Source organism: Mycobacterium sp. IS-1496, from assembly GCF_001499995.1.
Taxonomy (GTDB): Bacteria; Actinomycetota; Actinomycetes; order Mycobacteriales; family Mycobacteriaceae; genus Mycobacterium.
In genome coordinates this window covers 18,738-40,577 of the sequence record NZ_LQIU01000025.1, presented here as the reverse complement: position 1 = coordinate 40,577, position 21,840 = coordinate 18,738, and the positions used below count along the sequence as shown (strand labels likewise).

23 protein-coding genes are annotated in these 21,840 nt (G+C 69.8%); 15 read left to right on the top strand and 8 right to left on the bottom strand.

What is annotated here, in order from left to right:
* Nucleotides 1-8 precede the first annotated feature (8 nt).
* The 6 genes from AU195_RS14865 to fadD8 all read right to left on the bottom strand — a co-directional run bounded on the left by AU195_RS14865 (nt 9) and on the right by fadD8 (nt 6,010).
* Nucleotides 9-884 carry an SDR family oxidoreductase gene (locus AU195_RS14865; protein ID WP_059159838.1) on the bottom strand — a complete coding sequence of 292 codons (876 nt, stop codon included), beginning with the start codon at nt 882-884 and terminating at the stop codon, nt 9-11.
* Between the two features lie 85 nt (nt 885-969).
* On the bottom strand, nt 970-1,881 hold the full coding sequence (locus tag AU195_RS14860) for a 1,4-dihydroxy-2-naphthoyl-CoA synthase (protein WP_059159837.1): 912 nt from the start codon (nt 1,879-1,881) through the stop codon (nt 970-972).
* Nucleotides 1,882-1,892: 11 nt separating this feature from the next.
* Nucleotides 1,893-2,351 carry a nitroreductase family deazaflavin-dependent oxidoreductase gene (locus tag AU195_RS14855; RefSeq protein WP_059159836.1) on the bottom strand — a complete coding sequence of 153 codons (459 nt, stop codon included), beginning with the start codon at nt 2,349-2,351 and terminating at the stop codon, nt 1,893-1,895.
* A gap of 7 nt (nt 2,352-2,358) precedes the next feature.
* The gene (locus AU195_RS14850) at nt 2,359-3,051 is read right to left on the bottom strand and encodes an HAD family hydrolase (protein WP_059159835.1); all 693 of its coding nucleotides are present in this window, start codon (nt 3,049-3,051) and stop codon (nt 2,359-2,361) included.
* 12 nt (nt 3,052-3,063) lie between these two features.
* A complete protein-coding gene (locus tag AU195_RS14845) occupies nt 3,064-4,311 on the bottom strand; it encodes an RNA polymerase sigma factor (protein WP_059159834.1) in 1,248 nt (415 codons plus the stop codon).
* 100 nt (nt 4,312-4,411) lie between these two features.
* Nucleotides 4,412-6,010, bottom strand: a complete 1,599-nt coding sequence (gene fadD8, locus AU195_RS14840; RefSeq protein ID WP_059159833.1) for a fatty-acid--CoA ligase FadD8 — start codon at nt 6,008-6,010, stop codon at nt 4,412-4,414.
* 91 nt (nt 6,011-6,101) lie between these two features.
* On the opposite strand from fadD8, the gene AU195_RS14835 reads away from it, so the two are divergent.
* On the top strand, nt 6,102-6,365 hold the full coding sequence (locus tag AU195_RS14835) for a DUF3253 domain-containing protein (protein WP_059159832.1): 264 nt from the start codon (nt 6,102-6,104) through the stop codon (nt 6,363-6,365).
* Here the strand turns inward: AU195_RS14835 and AU195_RS14830 are convergent.
* Complete coding sequence (locus AU195_RS14830) at nt 6,362-6,826, bottom strand: YciI family protein (RefSeq protein ID WP_059159831.1); 465 nt, start codon at nt 6,824-6,826, stop codon at nt 6,362-6,364. The genes AU195_RS14835 and AU195_RS14830 overlap by 4 nt on opposite strands.
* Nucleotides 6,827-6,994: 168 nt before the next feature.
* On the opposite strand from AU195_RS14830, the gene AU195_RS14825 reads away from it, so the two are divergent.
* From AU195_RS14825 to AU195_RS14760, 14 genes are all read left to right on the top strand, one after another.
* Complete coding sequence (locus AU195_RS14825) at nt 6,995-8,605, top strand: amidohydrolase (RefSeq protein ID WP_059159830.1); 1,611 nt, start codon at nt 6,995-6,997, stop codon at nt 8,603-8,605.
* A 30-nt stretch (nt 8,606-8,635) separates the two neighbouring features.
* The gene (locus AU195_RS14820) at nt 8,636-10,204 is read left to right on the top strand and encodes a long-chain-fatty-acid--CoA ligase (RefSeq protein ID WP_059159829.1); all 1,569 of its coding nucleotides are present in this window, start codon (nt 8,636-8,638) and stop codon (nt 10,202-10,204) included.
* Nucleotides 10,205-10,223: 19 nt separating this feature from the next.
* Nucleotides 10,224-11,186: an o-succinylbenzoate synthase gene (locus tag AU195_RS14815; protein WP_059159828.1), complete on the top strand. Its 963-nt coding sequence runs from the start codon at nt 10,224-10,226 to the stop codon at nt 11,184-11,186.
* 45 nt (nt 11,187-11,231) lie between these two features.
* Complete coding sequence (locus AU195_RS14810) at nt 11,232-12,368, top strand: LLM class flavin-dependent oxidoreductase (protein WP_059159827.1); 1,137 nt, start codon at nt 11,232-11,234, stop codon at nt 12,366-12,368.
* A 63-nt stretch (nt 12,369-12,431) separates the two neighbouring features.
* Complete coding sequence (locus AU195_RS14805) at nt 12,432-13,388, top strand: oxygenase MpaB family protein (protein ID WP_059159826.1); 957 nt, start codon at nt 12,432-12,434, stop codon at nt 13,386-13,388.
* A 4-nt stretch (nt 13,389-13,392) separates the two neighbouring features.
* Nucleotides 13,393-13,974 carry a TetR/AcrR family transcriptional regulator gene (locus AU195_RS14800; protein ID WP_059159825.1) on the top strand — a complete coding sequence of 194 codons (582 nt, stop codon included), beginning with the start codon at nt 13,393-13,395 and terminating at the stop codon, nt 13,972-13,974.
* Nucleotides 13,975-14,138: 164 nt separating this feature from the next.
* Nucleotides 14,139-15,104, top strand: coding sequence for a GlxA family transcriptional regulator (locus AU195_RS14795; RefSeq protein WP_059159824.1), 966 nt, complete (start codon nt 14,139-14,141; stop codon nt 15,102-15,104).
* 11 nt (nt 15,105-15,115) lie between these two features.
* The gene (locus AU195_RS14790) at nt 15,116-15,853 is read left to right on the top strand and encodes a DJ-1/PfpI family protein (protein WP_059159823.1); all 738 of its coding nucleotides are present in this window, start codon (nt 15,116-15,118) and stop codon (nt 15,851-15,853) included.
* Between the two features lie 9 nt (nt 15,854-15,862).
* The gene (locus AU195_RS14785) at nt 15,863-16,366 is read left to right on the top strand and encodes a nitroreductase/quinone reductase family protein (RefSeq protein ID WP_059159822.1); all 504 of its coding nucleotides are present in this window, start codon (nt 15,863-15,865) and stop codon (nt 16,364-16,366) included.
* A gap of 70 nt (nt 16,367-16,436) precedes the next feature.
* Entirely contained in the window at nt 16,437-17,219 is a 783-nt protein-coding gene (locus tag AU195_RS14780; RefSeq protein WP_059159821.1) for an alpha/beta fold hydrolase, read from the top strand.
* Between the two features lie 2 nt (nt 17,220-17,221).
* Complete coding sequence (gene menD, locus AU195_RS14775; protein WP_059159820.1) at nt 17,222-18,853, top strand: 2-succinyl-5-enolpyruvyl-6-hydroxy-3-cyclohexene-1-carboxylic-acid synthase; 1,632 nt, start codon at nt 17,222-17,224, stop codon at nt 18,851-18,853.
* Nucleotides 18,850-19,362, top strand: a complete 513-nt coding sequence (locus tag AU195_RS14770; protein WP_059159819.1) for a DUF3592 domain-containing protein — start codon at nt 18,850-18,852, stop codon at nt 19,360-19,362. Before menD ends, AU195_RS14770 begins: the two co-directional genes overlap by 4 nt.
* Nucleotides 19,363-19,417: 55 nt before the next feature.
* Complete coding sequence (locus AU195_RS14765; protein WP_059159818.1) at nt 19,418-19,924, top strand: SRPBCC family protein; 507 nt, start codon at nt 19,418-19,420, stop codon at nt 19,922-19,924.
* A 12-nt stretch (nt 19,925-19,936) separates the two neighbouring features.
* Complete coding sequence (locus AU195_RS14760) at nt 19,937-21,103, top strand: zinc-dependent alcohol dehydrogenase (RefSeq protein WP_059159817.1); 1,167 nt, start codon at nt 19,937-19,939, stop codon at nt 21,101-21,103.
* On the opposite strand, the gene AU195_RS14755 is transcribed toward AU195_RS14760, so the two are convergent.
* Nucleotides 21,100-21,759: a DsbA family protein gene (locus AU195_RS14755; protein ID WP_502687345.1), complete on the bottom strand. Its 660-nt coding sequence runs from the start codon at nt 21,757-21,759 to the stop codon at nt 21,100-21,102. The two genes, AU195_RS14760 and AU195_RS14755, sit on opposite strands and share 4 nt — an antisense overlap.
* Nucleotides 21,760-21,840: the final 81 nt, after the last annotated feature.

The following is a 21,840-nucleotide window of genomic DNA, read 5'->3' as shown; positions in this document are numbered from 1 at the left end:
TCACGGTGTCAGGCGCCCGGCTGGAACTGCTGGCGCTTGACGATCGCGTTGAACCACGTTGGCGCCAGCGAGTCGACGGCCCGCGCGGTGACGGCCATCCGCGGCGCGATGCGCACCGGGCGGTGGCGCGCCGCGGCGATCATCCAGTCGGCCGCCTCCTGCGCGCTCAGCCCTGGCACTCGGTCGTAGGCCCGTGTCGGCGCGATCATCGGTGTCTTCACCAGCGGGTAGTACAGCGTCGTCGAGTGCACACCGTTGTCGGCCCACTCGGTCTCGATGACCCGGCTCACCGCCGACAGCGCCGCCTTCGAGGCGACGTAGACCCCGAACAGCGGTGAGGCCTCGCTGAACACACCCCACGTCGCGACGTTGACGATGTGGCCGTGGCCGCGCTCCATCATGCCCGGCGCCAGGCCGCGGATCAGCCGCAGCGGTGAGAAGTAGTTGAGCATCATCGTGCGTTCGACGTCGTGCCAGCGGTCCAGCGAGTCGGCCAGCGGCCGGCGAATCGACTTGCCCGCGTTGTTGATCAGGATGTCGACACCGCCGAGCCGCTCCTCGACCTCGGCCACCAACTCGTCGACCGCATCGAGGTCGGACAGGTCGCACGCCCTGGCCGTGGCGTCGCCGCCCGCGGTGGTGATCCGTTCGACGAGTGCGTCGAGCAGATCCTGACGGCGGGCCACCGCGACGACCGTGGCTCCGCGCCGGGCGAACTTCTCCGCGGCGGCCTCACCGATCCCCGAGGAGGCGCCGGTCAGCAGGATCCGCTTGCCGGTGAGGTCGACGTCCGCGCGCGGCTGCAGGAACTGCTCGGCCATCGAGGGTCGCATGCTGGTCAGCATCAGACTGTCGGACAGACGGCGCAGCGGGTTGTTGCTCACTCCGGGAGTCTAGGCCCGCATCCCACTGGGCGATTTCGGCGCGCTCACGTACGCCAGGCGTCGATTACCGCGCCGAAATCGGGGGCTAGAAGTAGCGGGGGAACCCCGACCAATCCGGATCGCGCTTCTCCAGGAAGGCGTCACGGCCCTCGACGGCCTCGTCGGTCATGTACGCCAACCGCGTCGCCTCGCCGGCGAACACCTGCTGACCGACCAGCCCGTCGTCGATGAGGTTGAACGAGAACTTCAGCATGCGGATCGCCTGCGGGGATTTGCCGTTGATCTCGGCGGCCCACTGCAGCGCCTCGATCTCGAGGTCGGCGTGGTCGACGACGGCGTTGACCGCCCCCATCGCATACATCTGCTCGGCGTCGTAGGCGCGGCCGAGGAAGAAGATCTCGCGAGCGAACTTCTGGCCGGTCTGCCGGGCCAGGTAGGCGCTGCCGAACCCGCCGTCGAAGCTGCCGACGTCGGCGTCGGTCTGCTTGAACCGCGCGTGCTGGCGGCTGGCCAGTGTGAGGTCACAGGTGACGTGCAGGCTGTGCCCGCCGCCGGCCGCCCAGCCGTTGACCAGGCAGATCACCACCTTCGGCATGAACCGGATGAGGCGCTGCACCTCGAGGATGTGCAACCGGCCGGCGCGCGCCGGATCGACCGTCTCGGCTGTTTCCCCGGCGGCGTACTGGTAGCCGGTGCGCCCGCGGATGCGTTGGTCACCGCCCGAGCAGAACGCCCAGCCCCCGTCCTTGGGGGACGGGCCGTTGCCGGTCAACAGCACCACCCCGACATCCGGGGACATCCGGGCGTGGTCGAGCACCCGGTAGAGCTCGTCGACGGTGTGCGGGCGGAACGCGTTGCGCACCTCGGGCCGGTCGAAGGCCACCCGGACCGTCGGCTGCGGGGCGCCGTCGACGACGTGACGGTGGTAGGTGATGTCGGTCAGGTCGAAGCCGGGCACCGGCTGCCAGACCGACGCGTCGAACGGGTTGTCGCTCATGCCAGGAGAACCTACGTGATGGGGTCGAAACGGAAGACGGCGCAGCGGCCCGCCAGCGCCTCGAACTCGTCGGGCGTGGCATCGGTGACCAGTCCGGCGTTCTTCATGAAGTCGACCCCGGTGGGTACCAGGGTGGGGAACTGCCGCAGCAGCGGGCGGGCCTCCTCAGCCGGCACCTCCACCATCCGCACCCGCTCGTCGCGTCGGTTCTGCGTCAGCGTCACCTCGGGATTGGCGCGTGCGTTGCGCACCCAGTCCGCACCCGGAAAGCCGCCCACCACATAGCATTTGCCGTCGACGTACATCGGGCTGATCGGTGTCGGCCGCGGCTTGCCGCTCTTGCGGCCGGTCACGGTCAGGATCATCGGCCCCTGCTTGCCGAAGATCGGCAGCCGCAGCTTCGCCGAGGCGATCACGACCTTGTTGAGCGGTTTGAGCCACCACGGCGGGCGGATGCGTTCCTCGGACATAGGCCTCCTAGACGTGGATTCCGACGGCGGTCAGCGCATCGCGCAGCCCGGTGGGGCGCTCCGTGGTGGGCAGCGGGTCGACGAGGACGAACGGGCAGCCGACGGCGCGCGCCCCGCCGTCGGCCTCGTCGCTGTCGCCGACCATTACCGCGTCGGCCGCCTCGACACCCAGCCGTGTCAACGCGGTGGTGAAGATCTCCGGGGCGGGTTTGGTGACGCCGACCTCGAAGGACAGCACGAATTCGTCGACGTCACCGTCGGCGCCGATCGCCGCGAACGCCGGCCGCACGTCGAACGCGATGTTGGACACGACCGCGGTCTTGACGCCCTGGCGGCGCAGTGCCGCGAGGACGTCTGCGGTATCGGGGTAGGGCGTCCACGACGCCGGGTCGATCACCCGTCGGTAGAGCTGCTCGGCGTGGTGGTCGGCGAGCCCCGACTCCCGCAACACGTGCAGGTAGGCCTCGCGGTGCAGGTGCGGTGCGAGGTCACGGTTGACCCACGCGTGGTCGGCCTCCGGGGTCATCTGCACCGACCGTCCGGTCGGCGCGGTCAGGCGGCGCAGCAATTCGGCCTGGACGTGGTCGTCGACCTCCCGGTTGTCGACCTCGATACCGGTGAACCAGCTGTCGTCCTCCTCGAGGCGGAAGAGCGTTCCGGAATAGTCGAAGAGCGCCGCTCGGACAGTCATCTCAGCCATGGTGCCACGTCATCACCGTCGCATGCGAACAGCCTTGCCGCTCAACACCTCTCGCTCGCGCTCATTGTCGGCGAGCGCGGCGGCCCGCTCGAACTGCGCGGCGGCCTCCTCGGCGCGGCCCAAGCGGGCCAGGAGTTCGCCGCGCACGCTGGGCAGCAGGTATGAGTCCGCGAGCCCGGAGATGCCGTCGACGATGTCCAGTGCCGCCGCAGGCCCGGAGTCCATCGCGACGGCGACGGCGCGGTTGAGGGCGACCACGGGTGACGGGGCGATCTGCAGCAGGGCGTCGTAGATGGTCACGATGCGCCGCCAGTCGGTCTCGGCCGCCGACGGTGCGGTCGCGTGGCACTCGGCGAGCGCGGCTTGCAGCGCATAGGGGCCCCACCCGGTGCCACGCCGGTCGACGGCCTCGGCCGCCCGGCGCAGCGCGGCGACGCCGCGGCCGATCTGGGCGCGGTCCCACATCGTGCGGTCCTGGTCCTCGAGCATGATCGGGCGGCCGGCGTCGTCGGTGCGCGCGGCGAACCGCGAGGTCTGCAGTTCCATCAGCGCCACCAGGCCGTGCGCCTCGGGCTCGTCGGGTACCAGCGCGGCGAGGATGCGGCCCAGCCGCAACGCCTCCCGGCACAGTTCGTCGCGGATCCACCGCTGTCCGGAGGACGCCGAGTAGCCCTCGTTGTAGATGAGGTAGATGACGCTCAGCACGGCCGAGAGGCGCTGCGGGAAGTGCTCGCGCGACGGCACCTCGAACGGGACGTGCGCCTCGGAGAGGGTCTTCTTCGCCCGGACTATCCGTTGCGCCACAGTGGCTTTGGAAGACAGGAATGCGCGGGCGATCTCCTCGGTGGTCAGGCCGCCGACCACCCGCAGCGTCAGCGCGATCTGGTTCTCCCGCGACAGCACCGGGTGGGCCGCGACGAAGATGAGCCGCAGCACGTCGTCGTCGATGTGGTCGGGGTCCCACGCGGGGTCGTCGAGGTGGGTTTCGAGGTCGCGGGCCAGTTCGGTGTACTTGGCGCCGAGGTTGTCCTGGCGCCGCCAGTGGTCGATCGCCTTGCGCTTGGCGACGGTGGTCAGCCAGGCGCCGGGATTGTTCGGCACCCCGGACGACGGCCACTGGGTGAGCGCGTCGACCAGGGCGTCGGCCGCGAAGTCCTCGGCCAGGCCGACGTCGCCGACGGTGCGGGTCAGCGTGGCGACGATCTTGGCGGCCTCCATCCGCCACACCGCGTCGACGGTCTGCTTGATGTCGGAGGCCACCGACTCATTCTGCGTCGGCTCAGCCGACTCCGGCTGGTTTGTCGGCTCAGCCGACTCCGGCTGGTTTGTCGGCTCAGCCGACTCCTGCTGGATTGTCGGCTCAGCCGACGGCGCGGCCCGCACCCTCCCAGAACTGCGCCCGCACCGCCTTCTTGTCCGGCTTGCCCAGCGCGGTGATCGGCACCGAGTCGGCGACGACCACCTGTTTGGGCACGTGCACCGAACCCTTGCGCTCCTTGACCGACGCCTGGATCTCGGCGGTCATGGTCTCGACGGCCTGCTCCGAGGAATCGGCGTCGGGCCGCAGCACCACGACCGCCGTCACCGCCTCACCCCATTTCTCGTCCGGGGTGCCGATCACGCACACCTGCGCGATCGAAGGATGTTCGGCCACAACGTCTTCCACCTCGCGCGGGAACACATTGAAGCCGCCGGTGACGATCATGTCCTTGGTGCGGTCGACGATGAAGTAGAAACCGTCCTCGTCCTCCCGTGCCAGGTCTCCGGTGTGCATCCAGCCGTCGCGAAAGGTCTCGGCCGTCGCGTCGGGCAGGTTCCAGTACCCGCCCGACAGCAGCGGACCCGACACGCAGATCTCCCCGACCTCACCCTGCGGCACCGGCTTACCGTCCTCGCCGAGCAGCGCCACCCGCGCGAACAGCGTCGGCCGCCCGCACGAGGTCAACCGCTTGTCGTCGTGTTCCTTCTTCGACAGATAGGTGATCACCATCGGCGCCTCGGACTGCCCGTAGTACTGCGCGAAGATCGGCCCGAACCGCCGGATCGCCTCCTTCAGGCGGACCGGGTTCATCGCCGAGGCGCCGTAGTACACGGTCTCCAACGACGACAGGTCGCGGGTGTGCGAATCGGGGTGGTCCATCAGCGCGTAAATCATCGACGGGACGAGCATCGTCGCGGTGATCTTCTGCTCCTCGATGACGCGCAGCACCTCGGCCGGGTCGAACTTCGTCAGCACGATCAGCTCGCCGCCCTTGACGATCACCGGGGTGAAGAACGCCGCGCCGGCATGCGAGAGCGGCGTGCACATCAGGAACCGCGGGTGCTCCGGCCACTCCCACTCGGCGAGCTGGACGGTCGTCATCGTCGTGATCGACTGCGTCGTGCCGATGACGCCCTTGGGCTTACCGGTGGTGCCGCCCGTGTAGGTCAGCCCGCCGATGTGGTCGGGCGGCAGGTCCGCGGCCACCAGTGGCTTGGCCGGGTACTTGGCCGCCTCGGCGTTCAGGTCGACCGCGACCTCGGAGAGCGCCTCGGGAACCGGGCCGATCGTCAGCACCTGTTTGAGCGACGGCACCTTCTCCAGCAGGCCCAGCGCGCGTTCGACGAACATCGGGTTGGGGTCGATGATCAGAGACGTCACCCCGGCGTCGGACAGCACGTAGGCGTGATCGTCCAGGGACCCTAGAGGGTGTAGTGCGGTGCGGCGGTAGCCCTGGGTCTGGCCGGCGCCGATGATCATCAGCACCTCGGGCCGGTTGAGCGACAGCAGGCCGACGGCCGCACCGGTGCCCGCGCCCAGTGCCTCGAAGGCCTGGATGTACTGGCTGATGCGGTCGGCGAGCTCACCGCCGGTCATCGTGGTCTCGCCCAGGAACAGCACCGGCTTGTCCCTGTGGCGTTTCAACGCGCCGACGGTGAGGTGGCCGGAGTGGAGGAAATGGCGCAGCTGATCACTCATGGGCATCAGACTAGAACGTGTTCCAATTCCAGTCAGCCGGTCCCCGCGAATGGGCCCGTAGGCTCGCCGCAGACGACATCGGGAGGCGCTCATGGCCCCAGCCGAAGGCGACGAGCTGCGCACGGCGATCCTGCGGATGGCGCGCGAGCGTGGGCCCGCCAAGACCATCTGCCCGTCGGACGCCGCGCGGGCCGTCGGGGGAGACGGCTGGCGCGGGCTCATGGACGAGGCCCGCGAGACCGCCCGCGAGCTGGCCAGGGCCGGAGACGTCGAGATCACCCAGAAGGGCGAGGTGCTCGACCCGGACGCGACCTGGCGCGGACCCGTCCGGATCCGCGCCAGGGACGACTCCTAGCCCAGCTTGTCGGCGTCGGCCCGGGCCTGCGCCGCGACCTTCTCGGCGAGTTCGGCCTTCCACCGGATCTCCTTCTGCACCCACGGGTTGTCCTGCGGGAACTCCTCGGTCTCCGACACCCGCCGTACCTCGAGCTTCACGCCGGGCCCCAGCGGCACCTTCTTCGCCCACTGCTTGGCCTCCTCCTTCGAGGACACGTCGAGGATCCAGAAACCGTTGAACAGCTCCTTGGCCTCGGTGTACGGACCGTCGGTCACCACCGGCGGATCGGAGTCGAAGTCGACGACGAAGCCGTCCTCGGGGCCGGTGAGCCCTTCCCCGGCCAGCAGCACGCCGGCCTTGATGAGTTCCTCGTTGAAGCGGCCCATCGATTCGATGACCTGATCGAAGTCGATCTCCTGCTCGGCCATGGCCGCCTCGGCCTCCGGTCCGACCCGCATGATCAGCATGTAACGCGCCATTGGTGTGTCTCCTTCTCGAGTGGTGAAGGGGCGTGTTCGTCTCTGTACCAGGGTGCCCCTCGCACATACGTCGAACGGCGTCGCCGTGAATAGACACGGTCGAAAAAATTTCTCCCGATTTTTTCGCGGCTCCCGAGTAATCGCAGGTCATCCCGTTAACATGCGGCAATGTCGATCGCCGACCTCGTCCTGACCGGCACCGTGCTCACCGTTGACGACGCACAACCCACCGCCGAGGCACTCGCGGTCGCCGACGGGCGCATCGTCGCCGTGGGGTCGCGCTCCGAGGTGGCGGCCTGGATCGGGTCCGGCACCGAGGTCGTCGACGTCGGGACGGGCTGCGTGCTGCCCGGTCTGGTCGAGGCGCACGGGCATCCGCTGATGGAGGCGATCGCGCTGTCCGAGCGGATGGTCGACATCCGCCCGGTCACCATGACTTCGGCCGACGAGGTCGTCGCCGCGGTGCGCAAGGAGGTGGCGCGGCGCGGCCGGCAGGGTGCGTACCTCAACGGGTGGGACCCGCTGCTGCAGAACGGCCTTCCGGACCCCACGCTGGCGTGGCTCGACGACATCGCCCCGGACAGCCCGCTGGTGATCCTGCACAACTCCGGTCACAAGGCCTTCTTCAACAGCGTCGCGGCCAAACGGGCCGGGCTGCACCGCGACATCCCGGATCCGAAGGGCGCGCGCTTCGGTCGCGACGCCGACGGCGAACTCGACGGCACCGCCGAGGAGACGGCTGCGGTGTTCCCGCTGCTCGCCGGTGTGGTCTCGCCCAGCGACTACCCGTCGATGCTCGTTGCCGAGTGCGCACGGCTCAACCGCGCCGGCCTCACGACGTGCTCTGACATGGCGTTCGATCCCGTCTTCCGGCCCATGCTCACCGCGCTGCGCGACGAGCTCACGGTCCGGCTGCGCTCGTACGAGATCTCCAACCCGCAGATGACCAGTGACGCCCATCCGGGCGACGGCGACGACCTGGTGCGCCAGGTGGGCATCAAGATCTGGGTCGACGGTTCGCCGTGGATCGGCAACATCGACCTCACCTTTCCCTACCTCGACACCGCGGCCACCCGGACCATCGGCGTGGTGCCGGGCTCGTGCGGTCACGCCAACTACAGCCGCGAGCAGCTACGCGAGATCGTCGGCGCCTACTTCCCGTTGGGCTGGCAGATGGCGTGTCACGTCCAGGGCGACGCCGGCGTCGACACGATCCTCGACGTGTACGAGGAGGTGCTCGAAGCCCATCCGCGGACCGATCACCGCCTGCGCCTCGAACACGTCGGCGCGATCACCGACGAGCAGTTGAAGCGGGCGCAGGCGCTGGGCGTCACCTGCAGCATCTTCGTCGACCAGATCCATTACTGGGGTGACGTCATCGTGGACGGGCTGTTCGGACCCGAGCGCGGCAACCGGTGGATGCCGTGCGGTTCGGCCCTCGCGACCGGTATGCGCATCTCATTGCACAACGATCCACCGGTCACCCCGGAGGAGCCGCTGCGCAACATCAGCGTCGCGGTGACGCGAACGGCGCCGAGCGGGCGGGTGCTCGCGCCGGAAGAGCGGCTGACCGTCGAGCAGGCGATCCGCGCGCAGACCCTCGACGCCGCGTGGCAGTTGTTCGCCGACGACGTGATCGGATCCGTCGAGGTGGGCAAGTACGGCGATCTGGTGGTCCTGTCGGCCGATCCGCGCAGCGTGCCGCCGGAGGAGATCGCCGAACTCGACGTCCTGGCCACCTACTTGGCGGGCCGCTGCGTTTACGCGAAACGACTCTGACAACTGCCGTTGTCATGGCAGGCTCGTCGTATGTCCGAGCTGCCCGAACCCCGCTTCCTCGACGACCGACTCAGCCACTGGGCGCATGCCACACCCGACGACGAGGCCATCGTCTATCTCGACCGGAGCTGGACGTGGGCACAGTGGGACGACCGGGTCCGCCGGCTCGCCGGCGCGCTCAGCGGGTTCGGGGTCGGCCACGGTGATGCGGTCGCCTTCCTCGACAAGAACCACCCGGCCTGCGTCGAGCTGACCTTCGCCGCGGCGTCGCTCGGCGCAGCCAACGCCGTCGTCAACTTCCGGCTCGCGGGCGACGAACTCGACTACGTGCTGGGCGACAGCGGCGCCAAGGTGCTGATCGTGGGCCGCGAGCTGCGCCCGACGATCGACAAGATCCGTGACCGGCTCACCCACGTCGAGCACGTCATCGAGGTGACGCCCGACGGCGCCGACGGCGACGAATACGAGGCGCTGCTCGCCGGCGCCACACCGGCCGGCCGCGCCGACGACGTCTCGCCCGACGACGCCTGCGTGATCATGTATTCGTCGGGCACCACGGGGCGGCCCAAGGGTGTGGAGCTGACGCAGGCCAACCTCATCGCCCACACGGTCAACGCCCACGACGGGTGGGGTTTCGACGAGGGCGACAAGAACATGGTGTCGATGCCGCTGTTCCACGTCGGCGGCCAGTCGTACGTGCAGTTCGGGATCCACGACGGTGTCCCCAGCGTGATGACGCGCGAGGTGGACGGGGCCTCGCTCGCGGGCGCCATCCTCGCCGGCGCCAATCGCACGTTCCTGGTGCCGGCCGTTCTCGCGAAGGTGCTCGACACCGGGCCGGACGCGGTGAAGCTGTTCGGGGCGTTGAAGACCTTCTGCTACGGCGCGTCGCCGATGCCGCTCCCACTGCTGCGGCAGGCCCTGCAAGCCTGGCCCGACACCGATTTCATCCAGGTGTACGGGTTGACCGAGGTGTGCGGGGTGATCAGCCATCTGATGCCCGAGGCGCACCGTGACACCGAGCATCCGGAGCGGCTGGTCAGCGCGGGTCAGCTCATCCCGAAGGCCGAGTTGCGGGTCGTCGACCCCGACACCGGCGAGGAGGTGCCCACCGGGCAGCAGGGCGAACTGTGGTTCCGCACACCGCAACTGATGAAGGGCTACCACAACAAGCCCGAGGCGACGGCCGAGGCCGTCACCGCCGACGGCTGGTTCCGCACCGGCGACGTCGGGCGCATCGACCCCGACGGGTTCATCTTCGTCGAGGACCGCCTCAAGGACATGATCATCTCGGGCGGGGAGAACGTCTACTCGATCGAGGTGGAGCGGGTGCTGGCCGAACACCCGGCGGTGACGGAGGTCGCGGTGATCGGCGTGCCCGACGAGAAGTGGGGCGAGGCCGTCAAAGCAGTTGTCGCGGTCAATGGTTCGGCGTCCGAAGAGGAGCTGACCGACTGGTGCCGCGAGCGGCTCGCGCGTTACAAGTGCCCCCGCAGCATCGACATCGTCGACGAACTGCCGCGCAACCCGACCGGCAAGATCCTGAAGAAGGATCTGCGCAGGCCGTTCTGGGAGGGCCGGGACCGGACCACGGTGTGAGGTCGGCGAGACTGGCGGCGTGAACCCCACGCTCGACGACCTCCTGGACCGCCTGCACGTCGTATCGCTGCCGATGCGGGTGCGGTTCCGCGGCATCACGGTTCGCGAACTCGCGCTGATCGACGGCCCGGCCGGGTGGGGGGAGTTCGGGCCGTTCCTCGAATACGCACCGCCGGAGGCGTCGACGTGGCTGGCGTCGGCGATCGAGGCGGCCTACTCGGCGCGGCCCACCGTGCGGCGCGACCGGATCCCGATCAACGCGACGGTCCCCGCCGTGAGCGCCGCGCAGGTGCCCGACGTGCTCGCGCGGTTCCCCGGGGCGCGGACGGCCAAGGTCAAGGTCGCCGAACCGGGGCAGACGCTGGCCGACGACGTCTCCCGGGTGAACGCCGTGCGGGCGGCGGTGCCGACCGTGCGGGTGGACGCCAACGGCGGCTGGACCGTCGAGGAGGCGGTGACCGCCGCGGCGGCGCTGACGGCCGACGGGCCGCTCGAATACCTCGAACAACCGTGCCCGACTGTGCCGGAGCTCGCTGAATTACGTTCGCGCACTTCTGTTCCCATCGCCGCGGACGAGAGCATCCGCAAGGCCGACGATCCGCTGCACGTGGTGCGGGCGCACGCCGCCGACGTCGCGGTGGTCAAGGTCGCCCCGCTGGGCGGGGTGCGCCCCCTCCTCGACATCGCGGCGCAGATCGACATCCCGGTCGTGGTGTCCAGTGCGCTGGATTCGGCGGTCGGTATCTCCGCGGGACTGTACGCGGCGGCGGCGCTGCCCCGGCTGGACCACGCGTGCGGGCTGGGCACCGGCGGACTGTTCGTGGAGGACGTCGCGGCCCCGCTCGTTCCCGTGGACGGTCACCTGCCCGTGACGGCGGTGGTGCCGGACCGGGACCGTCTGACCGCGTTGGCCGCGGCGCCGGAGCGGCGTCAGTGGTGGATCGACCGCGTTGCTGACTGTTTGCAAGTGCTAGATGGCTGATCAACGCCTCTAGGCAACGCATCCGGCCGCGCGCACACTGGGCACATGCAGGTGGGGTTGAGCGATCTCATTGTGGCAGGCCGGCCGAGGGCCGAGACACTCACCAGACTCAATTATCTGGGGGCGGCGGCGAGCCGGGTCGATTCCTTCTGGGTGCCCGACCATCTCAACGCATTGTTCCCGCGCGCGCTGTGGCAGCCGCAGTACTGCCAGACGGCGAAGATCACCCCGTCCGTCGACGCCTACATGGAGCCGTGGACGATGCTCGGAAACCTGGCCGCGCGCAACAGGATCGGCCGGCTCCGACTCGGCGTCGCCGTCACCGACACCGGCCGGCGCAACCCTGCGGTCACGGCGCAGGCCGCCTGCACCCTGAACCTGCTGACGCGCGGGCGGGCGGTTCTCGGCATCGGCACGGGGGAGAGGGAGGGCAACGAGCCCTACGGTGTCGACTGGTCAAAGCCGGTCGCACGCTTCGAAGAGGCGATGGCCACCATCCGGGCGCTGTGGGACTCCAAAGGTGAACTGGTCAACCGGGATTCGCCGTACTTCCCGTTGCGCAACGCGGTGTTCGCGCTGCCGCCGTACCGCGGCGCGTGGCCGCCGATATGGATCGCCGCGCACGGCCCACGAATGTTGCGCGCGGTCGGCAGGTACGGCGACGGGTACTTCCCGGCCTTCCTCACCGAACCACGGGAGTACGCCGTGCGTCTCGACGCGGTGCGCAGCGCGGCCTCCGACGCGGGCCGCGATCCGATGTCGATCGTGCCCGCGGTGGTGTTGGCGACGCTCACGGCCCGCACCCGCGACCTGCTCGACGAGGCGCTGGACTCCGAGGTGGTCAGGGCGGGCGCGTTGAACATCCCGGACGCGGCGTTCGCCAGGCACGGCGCGACGCATCCGCTCGGGGCCGGGTTCGGTGGTGCGCACGACATCATGCCCCAGGGTTGGGACGAACAGACCGCGTTGTCGTACGTCAAGGGCGTTCCGCCCTCGGTGGTGAAACAGTTGGGGTTGATCGGCACCCCGGACGAAATCGTCGAGAAGGCCGCGGAGTGGCGGGATTGCGGCGTCCGCCACCTCGTTCTCCTCAACGCCACCTTCCTGCAGCGCAGCCTGCGACGCAGCGCCGAGGCGTCGGTGCCGTTCTACCAGACCGTGCGAATGCTCAAGCGCCTGTGAAAGCGTTGACATGTTGACACAAACGCATAGTCTTTGTGTCAACCGTCGACGGCTGGAGGCGACATGGTCGCAGTTGCCCACACTTCTCCGCAGCACCCGGCCGCCGCCGTGCGGCCGAAAGTCATGCGCGAGTTCCGCAGACACAGCGGTAGCACGCTCGGTGGTTTCTTCGGTGCGGCCGCCTTCGACGAGGTGGCCCTGGTTCCGGTGGCCGCCGCCGTCGACAGGACCGGCCGGTTCGCCGCGAACTTCGCCGATCGCGGTGTGCGCAGCGGGTTTTCGGCGTTCCTGGCCATCTGGGGTGACGCCGAGGACCGGGTCGCCGAGTCCGACCGGCTCAAGATGCTGCATCGCGACGTGCGCGGCCGAGGCAGCGGTGACTTCGCCGACCTCCGGTACAGCGCGCTCGACCCGAAGCTGTGGAACTGGATCGCGGTCAGCGGCATCTTCCTGGTGCTGAACTCGTTCACACCGTGCACCGGCATCGTGCTCTCCGAGGCCGAACGCGACGCCGCCTATCTGCAACTGCTCGACGCCTTCCGGGGTCTCGAACTGCCCGGCAAGAATGCCAAACTGCCCGCCACCTACGCCGACGCGGTGGCGTACTACGACGCGATGGTCGCCACCGAACTGCGCGCGAACCCGTTCCTGCGGCGCGTGACCACCGACCTGACCCGGCTGCCGCTGCCCACGCTGTTGCTGCCGGCCCCGGTCCGGCGGGCGCTGACGCCGCCGTGGCTGCTGCTGCGACCCGTCGCCGGACGCGTCGTGAAGGTGTGCTCGTTCGGGATCCTGCACCCGGGGATCCGCGCGATGACCGGTTTCGACTGGCAGGCCCGTCATGACCGGGAGTTCGAGCTGTACTGCCGCCTGCTCCAGGTGGCGTGGCGGGTCCTGCCGGACAAGTTGCTGCTCATCCCGTTGGCACGCAACCGGATCGAATACGAGAAGCTGGTCCGGCTGCACCGGTCGGTCGCGCTCGAGTCGTTCGCGCCGCCGCCCGGGTGCCCGGCGGGCTGAGCGGATGCGCCGCACCAGCGCCAACCGGTCCGAACAGGAAGCCGCGATCCTCAAGGCCGCCGCCGAGGAGGTCGCGCTCGTCGGCGTCGGCCGGTTGAGCATGGACGTCGTCGCCCGCCAAGCCGGGGTCAGCCGCAGCACGCTGTACCGCCGCTATCCCAGCCGCGAGGAGTTGATCACCGAACTGGGCAGGCAGACCTTCGATTTCGCGATGGCGCGGCTGCAGACCGTCGGCGTGGGCGCCGATCCACAGGAGGCCGCGGTCGCCGCGTTCCGGGAGGGGGTCCGGCTGCTGACGGGCGAACCGGTCATGCGGCGGTTCCTGCAACTGGACGGCGACTTCACCGCCACGACCGGGATGTACGACGAGGCGCGCGTATTCCTGGTCAGCGCGGCCACCGCGATGGCCAAGGCGCTGCGGGCCGCGGGCGCCACCATGGCCGACGACGCCCTGCTCGCCGTGTCCGAGTTGCACATCCGCCTCGCGGCGTCGCTGGTCCAGGTGAGCACACCCGTCCTCGATGTCACCGACGACGATGCGGTGACCCGCTACGCGCGTACCCACCTCGCGCCGCTGGTGTGGTGAGCGCCGTTACAGACGCACCGTCTGCGTAACGCCATGGCGGAAAACGCGCCGCGCGGCCGCCACTGCGTTACGCAAGCGGCGAAGGCGGGCCGCGTGCCGCGCGTGTCCTGATCTGTGGGATCCATGGCGTAGACGCCACGCTCAGCGGCCGACACACTGAACCCATGACGAGATCCGTGCTGATCGTCGGGTTCCCCGGCATCCAGGCGCTCGACCTCGTCGGCCCGTTCGAGGTGTTCACCGGCGCCTCGCGATACCTCGCCGACGAGGGCGCCGAGGGTTACCGCGTCGGCATCGGCTCCCTCGACGGTCAGCCCGTCACGACCGGCACCGGCCTGTCGCTGGCCGCCGAACCCCTCCCGAAGCCGGACACCCCGCTCGACACCCTTCTCCTGCCCGGCGGAGCGGGCACCGAGGCCGCCGTCGCCGACAAAGACCTCATCGGCTGGGTGCGCGCCGCCGCCCCGCATGCCCGCCGCGTCGTCAGTGTCTGCACCGGCGCCTTCCTCGCCGCCGAGGCCGGTCTGCTCGACGGCTGCCCGGCCACCACGCACTGGGCCTTCGCCAAGCGCCTCGCCGCCCGTTATCCCGCGGTCGCCGTCGACCCCGATCCCATCTTCGTGCGCAGTTCGCCACGGGTGTGGACGGCGGCCGGGGTGACGGCGGGCATCGACCTCGCCCTGGCGCTCGTCGAGGACGACCACGGGACCGAGGCCGCGCAGACCGTCGCCCGCTGGCTGGTCATGTACCTGCGCCGCCCGGGCGGGCAGACGCAGTTCGCCGCCCCGGTGTGGACGCCACGCGCCAAACGCGCCCCGATCCGCGACGTGCAGGAGGCCGTCGAGGCCGAACCCGGTGGCGCACACAGCATCACCGACCTGGCCCAGCGCGCGGCGATGAGCCCGCGCCACTTCACCCGGGTGTTCACCGCCGAGGTCGGCGAAACCCCCGGCGCCTACGTCGAACGCGTCCGCACCGAAGCCGCGCGCCGCCAACTCGAGGAGACCGACGACACCGTCACCGCCGTCGCCGCCCGCTGCGGCTTCGGCACCGCGGAAACCATGCGCCGCACCTTCGTCCGGAGGCTCGGCGTCTCACCCGACCACTACCGCAAGACGTTCACCGCCTGAGAGGACCAGCCATGCCCCAGATCGCGATCGTGCTCTATCCCGGCTTCACCGCCCTCGACTTCATCGGGCCCTACGAGGTGCTGCGCAGCCTGCCCGACACCGAGATCCGCTTCGTCTGGCATGAACCCGGACCCGTCACCGCCGACTCCGGTGTGCTCGTCGTCGGGGCCACCCACTCGTTCGACGAGACCCCGTCACCCGACATCGTGCTGGTGCCCGGCGGGCCGTCGTCGGCCGAACACGCGCGCGACGAGAAGCTGTTGGCCTGGCTCCGCGCCGCGCACGCGACGACGACGTGGACGACGTCGGTGTGCACGGGTTCGATGATCCTCGCGGCGGCCGGACTGCTCGACGGTAGGCGCGCCACCTCGCACTGGATGGCCGTCCCGCTGCTCAAGACCTTCGGCGCCACCCCCGTCGGGGACGAACGCGTGGTGCGTGACGGCAAGGTCGTCACGGCCGCGGGCGTCTCGGCGGGCATCGACTTCGCGCTGTGGCTGTCCGCGCAGATCGGCGGGGAGGCGCAGGCGCTGGCACGGCAACTGATCATCGAGTACGACCCGCAGCCGCCGTTCGACTCGGGCCACGTGTCGAAGGCGTCGGCCGCCACGAAGGCCGCCGCCACGGCCGCGCTGGGCAAGGACACCTTCATCACCCACCGCCAGCTCGGGCCGTCGGCGAAGCTGCTGTGGGACACCGCACTGCAGGCCGTCCGCACGCGCAACAGCCGCCGGAGGGCGTCTGCATAGGATCGCCGCATGGGCATACCCGAGGTGGACCCGACCGCCGGCTCGCCGATGCTGAAGGTCGGCGCACGACTGCTGCGCCCCCGCCCGGTGCGCTATCTGGTTCGTCACATCGTGCCGCGCATCGACCCGCCGCTGCTGCGCGTCAGCCGCGGCCGGGTGTCCACGGCGATGGTCACCCCGGAGCTGTTGCTCACCTCGGTCGGCGCGAAGACCGGCGAACGGCGCGTGACGCCGCTGACCTACTTCACCGACAACGGCCGGGTGATCGTCGTCGCCTCGAACTACGGCGGCCGCCGCCATCCCGCCTGGTACCACAACGTGCGCAAACAGCCGCGGGTCACGTTGGCCGCCGGTGGTTACGAGGGCACGTTCCTCGGCGAGGAGGTCACCGGCGTCGAGCGGGACCGGCTGTGGGAGCTGGCGAAGAACTGGATCCCCAGCTACGCCGACTACGAGAAGCTGACGCAGGGCCGCACCATCCCGATCCTCGCCTTCACGGAGGTATCTGGGTGATTTCGGCGCGCTGACCGACGCTGCGCGCACGTCAGCGCGCCGAAAACGCCGTCGAGTAGCGTCGGGAGGCGTGAATCTCGCTTACGACGACCGCGGTACCGGCATCCCGGTGCTGTTCATCGCCGGTCGCGGCGGCGCCGGCCGCACCTGGCACCTGCACCAGGTTCCGGAGTTCGTGCGCAACGGTTACCGGGCCATCACCTTCGACAACCGCGGCGTCGGCGCCACCGAGAACGCCGAGGGCTTCGGCGTCGAGCAGATGGTCGCCGACACCGCCGCGCTGATCGAGAAGCTGGGCGCCGCGCCGGTCCGCATCGTGGCGGTGTCGATGGGCTCCTTCATCGCCCAGGAACTCATGCTGGCCCGCCCGGAACTCGTCCGGTCCGCGGTGCTGATGGCCACCCGCGGCCGCCACGACCGCGCCCGCAACTTCTTCTCCGACGCCGAACGCGAACTGGTCGACGCCGGCGTCACCCTGCCGCCGCGGTACGACGCGAAAGTCCGTGTGCTGGAGAACTTCTCGCCCAAGACGATCAACGACGACCGGGCGATCGGCGACTGGATCGAGATGTTCACCATGTGGCCGACCAAGTACACCCCGGGTCTGCGCACACAGGGGTCGGTGGGGCCGAAGGACAACCGGCTGCCGGCCTACCGCAGCATCCGGAACCCCACGCTGGTGATCGGGTTCGCCGACGACGTCCTGTTGCCGCCGCATCTGGGCAAGGAGGTCGCCGACGCGATGCCGCACGGCCGTTACCTGGAGATCCCCGATGCCGGCCACCTCGGCTTCATCGAGAGGCCCCAGGAAGTCAACGCCGCGGCGCTGAAATTCTTCGCCGATATCCTGTAGCGATGAACCCCTCGACGGCACAGGCGCGTGTCGTCGTCGACGAACTCGTTCGCGGCGGCGTGCACGACGTGGTGCTGTGCCCGGGTTCGCGCAACGCGCCGCTGGCGTTCGCGCTGGCCGACGCGGACCGCGCGGGCCGGTTGCGGCTGCACGTCCGCATCGACGAGCGCACCGCGGGCTTCCTCGCGATCGGATTGGCGGTCGCCGACCGGGCGCCGGTGTGCGTGGCGATGACGTCGGGCACCGCGGTCGCGAACCTGGGCCCCGCGGTCGTCGAGGCGAACTACGCGCGGGTGCCACTGATCGTGCTCAGCGCCAACCGGCCCTACGAACTGCTCGGCACCGGCGCGAACCAGACCTTCGAGCAGCTCGGCTACTTCGGCAACCAGGTCCGCGCGAACATCAGCCTCGGCCTCGCCGAGGATGCGCCCGAGCGGATGGACTCGTTCAACGCGCAGTGGCGGTCGGCGACGTGCCGGGTCGTGGTGGCGGCGACGGGCTCGCGCAGCGCCAACGCCGGGCCGGTCCAGTTCGACATCCCGCTGCGCGAGCCGCTGGTGCCCACGTTCGACGACGACGGCTCCTGCCCACCGGGGCGCCCCGACGGCAAACCGTGGACCCTCACCCCGCCGGTGACGTTCGACCAGCCGCTCGACATCGACCTCACCCCCGACACCGTCGTGATCGCCGGGCACGGCGCCGGTGTGCACCCGAACCTCGCCGACCTGCCCACCGTCGCCGAACCGACCGCACCGCCTGCGGACAATCCGCTGCACCCCCTGGCGCTGCCGCTGCTGCGGCCCAAGCAGGTCATCATGCTCGGCCGTCCGACCCTGCACCGGCCGGTCTCCGCGCTGCTCGCCGACCCGTCGGTGCCGGTGTACGCGCTGACCACCGGGCCGCGCTGGCCCGATGTCAGCGGGAACTCACAGGCCACCGGCACCCGCGCGGTCACCATCGGCACGCCGCACCCGTCGTGGCTGCGGCGCTGCGCCGAGGTCAACGCGCACGCCGTCGCCGCCGTGCGAAACCAGCTGAAGTCGCATCCGCTGACCACCGGCCTGCACGTCGCGGCGGCGGTGGCCGACGCGGTGCGACCGGGCGATCAGCTGGTGCTCGGCGCGAGCAACCCGGTGCGGGACGCTGCGCTGGTCGGGTTCACCCCGCACGGTGTGCAGGTGCGCTCCAACCGCGGGGTCGCCGGTATCGACGGCACGGTGTCGACGGCGATCGGCGCCGCGCTGGCCCACGATCGCACCGGCGGCCGCACGGTCGCGCTGATGGGTGATCTGACCTTCGTGCACGACAGTTCGGGGCTGTTGATCGGGCCGACCGAGCCGAGCCCGCGCAACCTGACGATCGTGGTGTCCAACGACAACGGCGGCGGCATCTTCGAACTGCTCGAACAAGGCGATCCGCGCTTCGGCGACGTGTCCTCGCGGGTGTTCGGCACCCCGCACGACGTCGACGTCGGCGCACTGTGCCGGGCCTATCACGTCGACAACCGTCAGATCGAGGTCGGCCAGCTCGCCGACGCGCTCGACGAACCGCACGAGGGGATGCGCGTGCTGGAGGTGAAAGCCGACAGGTCGTCGCTGCGCGCGCTGCACGCTTCGATCAAGGCCGCGCTGTGAGACTGGCCGAACGGGTGGCGGCCGTCCGGCGCGTGGTCATCCCGCACCTCTGGGGCGACGGCGACGAGACCCGCGCCGAACGGATCATCCGGCGGGTGCGCATCGGGATCATCCTGGCGGCGTGCCTGGTGACCCTGCAGTCGGTGCTCATGGTCGTCGGCGCCTGGCGGAACGACCGCCAGATCGAACGCCACATGGGCGTCGCCGAGGCGACGGTCCTCAGCGCCGGCCCGCGCCGGTCGACCATCGAGTTCGTCACCCCCGACCGCGTCACCTACCGGCCCGAACTCGGCGTGCTGTACCCGTCGGAGCTCGAGACGGGGATGCGCATCTACGTCGAATACGACCGCAACGACCCTGATCTGGTGCGGGTGCGCGACCGCGACGCGTCGCTGGCGATCATCCCGGCCGGGTCGATCGCGGTCGTCGGTTGGCTGGTCGCCGGGGGTGCGCTGATCGGCCTGGTGTGGCTGCAGAAGCGGCTGGCCCGGGAGCCCGAGCCGGCCTGAGGCGTTTGGCCGCCTCCTCGCCGGGTATCGCCCCGCGCGACGGAGGGAGCCCCACATGTCGATTCTGGACTCGGCCAGGAACCGGGCCAAAAGCCTGGCCGCCGGCGTGGCCGACAGGGTGGTCGAGAAGACGCCCGACGCGACGAACGGGCAGTCGGTGACCATCGACAGCAGCGTCGTCGAGGTCGAGGAATTGTGGCGCGACGCGCGACGGATGTCGATCGTGCTCGGCGAACTCGGCGACGTGGAGTACACCGACCCGGACCGGTACACGTGGCGACTGCACGCCGGGCCGGTCGAGACCACCTGGGCATCCCGGGTCCACAGCACCGACGGCGGGTTGCGGTTCACCGGCGACGACGGCAACGAGATCCTGGTCGATTTCCGGCCCGCGCCCAACCATCTCGGCACCGAGGTCACGCTGCGGACCAAGACGCCGGCGCCCGATCTGCTCTCCGGCGCCCTCGCGTTCAAGGTGCTCTACCGCTGCCGGGCGCTGCTGCAGACCGGCGAGGTGCCCACCATCCGCAACAACCCCAGCGCGCGGCGCTCCGCGCGGTAAGGAAGGCCACTCATGCGCGCACTGTGCTGGAACGGCGTCAACAAGCTGTCCGTCGAGACGGTCGACGACCCCGAGATTCTCAACCCGCACGACGTCATCGTCGAGGTCACGCTGACCACGACCTGCGGATCCGACCTGCACTTCATCGACGGCTACCTGCCCGGTATGCGGGAGGGCGACGTCTTCGGGCACGAATTCATGGGCAGGATCGTCGAAGTCGGCCGCGAGGTCCGCAACGTCGCCATCGGCGACCGCGTCGTCGTCCCGTCGTTCATCGGATGCAGCCGGTGCTGGTACTGCGACCACGACCTGTACTCGTGCTGCGACACCACGAACCCGAATGCCGAACTGCAGCAACCACTTCTGGGGTACCCGTCCGGCGGGATCTACGGGTACACGCATCCGTTCGGCGGCTACGCCGGCTCGCACGCCCAGTTCGTGCGGGTGCCGTTCGGTGACACGAACTGCTTCCCGATCCCCGGCGACATCACCGACGAACAGGCGCTGTTCCTGTCCGACGCCGTGCCGACGGGGTTCATGGGTGCCGACTTCTGCGACGTCAGCGCCGGTGACACCGTCGCGGTGTGGGGCGCGGGGGGCGTGGGTCTGATGGCGGCCAAGAGCGCGCTGCTGCTCGGGGCCGAGCGCGCCATCGTCATCGACCGCATCCCCGAACGGCTCTCGCTGGCCCGCGAATTCGGGCTGGAGACCATCGATTACACCGCCGCGGACAGCGTGCAGGAATCGCTGCGCGAGATGACCGGCGGCCGCGGACCCGACGCGTGTGTCGACGCGGTCGGGATGGAGGGCCACAGTACCGGTCTGCAGCAGGTCTACGACCGCGCGAAGCAACTGCTCCGGCTGGAGACCGACCGCGCGAGCGCGCTGCGGCAGGCGATCCTGGCGTGTCGCAAAGGCGGTGTGGTGTCCGTGCTGGGCGTCTACGGTCTGACCGACAAATTCCCGATGGGTGTGGTGACCAACAAGTCGCTGACGATCAGGTCGGCTCAGCAGCACGGTCAGCGGTACATGCCGCGGCTGTTCGACTACGTCGAGCAGGGCGACCTCGACCCGGCCAGGTTGATCACCCACGACCTCCCGCTCGAAGAGGGAGTCCGCGCCTACGACATGTTCAAGAACAAGCAGGACAACTGCATCCGCGTGGCGCTGCGTCCCTAGATGGTGGAGATGAGCTTCGACAGCCAGTCATCGTCGCTGATGTCGAGCACTTCGTCATTGACCAGGTCGTAGACCGTCGGGGTGCCGACCCCGTACGCGTTGATCTCGATGAGCAGTTCGACGTTGAGGTCGGACATGGCCTGAGTGTCGACGGCCTCGCCACCGCTCCCGACAGCACGGACGCCGGGCGCGGGGATCCCGCTGTCCTCGGCCATGTCGGCCATGTCCGCATCGGTCGGGCCGGTGCCCCCGGGCTGCTGATGGGCCCACAGTTCCTCGACGAACGCCTGGAAGGCCACCGCACGGGGTGACGCGTCGGCGGCGGCGAACATCGCATTGCTCACCCGCGCCGAGTGGTCGCCGTTCTGGTCCAGGAACGTCACCGGCCGGTAGGTCACCGCCAACTGCCCGAGGCTGATGTAGCCGGCCATCTCCCCGCCGAAGTCGGCCTGCAGCGCCGCGCAGTGCGGGCACTGCGGTTCGGTGAACACCTCGATCTGCGCCGCCGCGTCGGGGTCGCCGACGAGGATGCCGTAGCCGTCCTCGGTGACCGCGGCGCGGGGCTGGTTGGGATCCTGCCGTGCGGTGCCGCTGATTTCGCGGGTGCAGCCGACGGTGAACAGCAACGACGTCGCCATGACCAGCGCGATCCACATCCGCACGAGGCAAACGGTACCGCGCCTGATCTTCGTGTCGGGTATCCCGGGACGCAACCTGCCCGACAGCTTGCGCTGAGA

What these genes read in the sequence shown, in the direction of transcription:
- AU195_RS14860 (WP_059159837.1), bottom strand. Translation starts at nt 1,881, where the DNA reads ATGAGCGACAACCCGTTCGACGCGTCGGTCTGGCAGCCGGTGCCCGGC.
- AU195_RS14855 (WP_059159836.1), bottom strand. Translation starts at nt 2,351, where the DNA reads ATGTCCGAGGAACGCATCCGCCCGCCGTGGTGGCTCAAACCGCTCAAC.
- AU195_RS14850 (WP_059159835.1), bottom strand. Translation starts at nt 3,051, where the DNA reads ATGGCTGAGATGACTGTCCGAGCGGCGCTCTTCGACTATTCCGGAACG.
- fadD8 (WP_059159833.1), bottom strand. Translation starts at nt 6,010, where the DNA reads ATGAGTGATCAGCTGCGCCATTTCCTCCACTCCGGCCACCTCACCGTC.
- AU195_RS14835 (WP_059159832.1), top strand. Translation starts at nt 6,102, where the DNA reads ATGGCCCCAGCCGAAGGCGACGAGCTGCGCACGGCGATCCTGCGGATG.
- AU195_RS14830 (WP_059159831.1), bottom strand. Translation starts at nt 6,826, where the DNA reads ATGGCGCGTTACATGCTGATCATGCGGGTCGGACCGGAGGCCGAGGCG.
- AU195_RS14825 (WP_059159830.1), top strand. Translation starts at nt 6,995, where the DNA reads ATGTCGATCGCCGACCTCGTCCTGACCGGCACCGTGCTCACCGTTGAC.
- AU195_RS14820 (WP_059159829.1), top strand. Translation starts at nt 8,636, where the DNA reads ATGTCCGAGCTGCCCGAACCCCGCTTCCTCGACGACCGACTCAGCCAC.
- AU195_RS14810 (WP_059159827.1), top strand. Translation starts at nt 11,232, where the DNA reads ATGCAGGTGGGGTTGAGCGATCTCATTGTGGCAGGCCGGCCGAGGGCC.
- AU195_RS14805 (WP_059159826.1), top strand. Translation starts at nt 12,432, where the DNA reads ATGGTCGCAGTTGCCCACACTTCTCCGCAGCACCCGGCCGCCGCCGTG.
- AU195_RS14800 (WP_059159825.1), top strand. Translation starts at nt 13,393, where the DNA reads ATGCGCCGCACCAGCGCCAACCGGTCCGAACAGGAAGCCGCGATCCTC.
- AU195_RS14795 (WP_059159824.1), top strand. Translation starts at nt 14,139, where the DNA reads ATGACGAGATCCGTGCTGATCGTCGGGTTCCCCGGCATCCAGGCGCTC.
- AU195_RS14790 (WP_059159823.1), top strand. Translation starts at nt 15,116, where the DNA reads ATGCCCCAGATCGCGATCGTGCTCTATCCCGGCTTCACCGCCCTCGAC.
- AU195_RS14785 (WP_059159822.1), top strand. Translation starts at nt 15,863, where the DNA reads ATGGGCATACCCGAGGTGGACCCGACCGCCGGCTCGCCGATGCTGAAG.
- menD (WP_059159820.1), top strand. Translation starts at nt 17,222, where the DNA reads ATGAACCCCTCGACGGCACAGGCGCGTGTCGTCGTCGACGAACTCGTT.
- AU195_RS14765 (WP_059159818.1), top strand. Translation starts at nt 19,418, where the DNA reads ATGTCGATTCTGGACTCGGCCAGGAACCGGGCCAAAAGCCTGGCCGCC.
- AU195_RS14760 (WP_059159817.1), top strand. Translation starts at nt 19,937, where the DNA reads ATGCGCGCACTGTGCTGGAACGGCGTCAACAAGCTGTCCGTCGAGACG.
- AU195_RS14755 (WP_502687345.1), bottom strand. Translation starts at nt 21,759, where the DNA reads ATGTGGATCGCGCTGGTCATGGCGACGTCGTTGCTGTTCACCGTCGGC.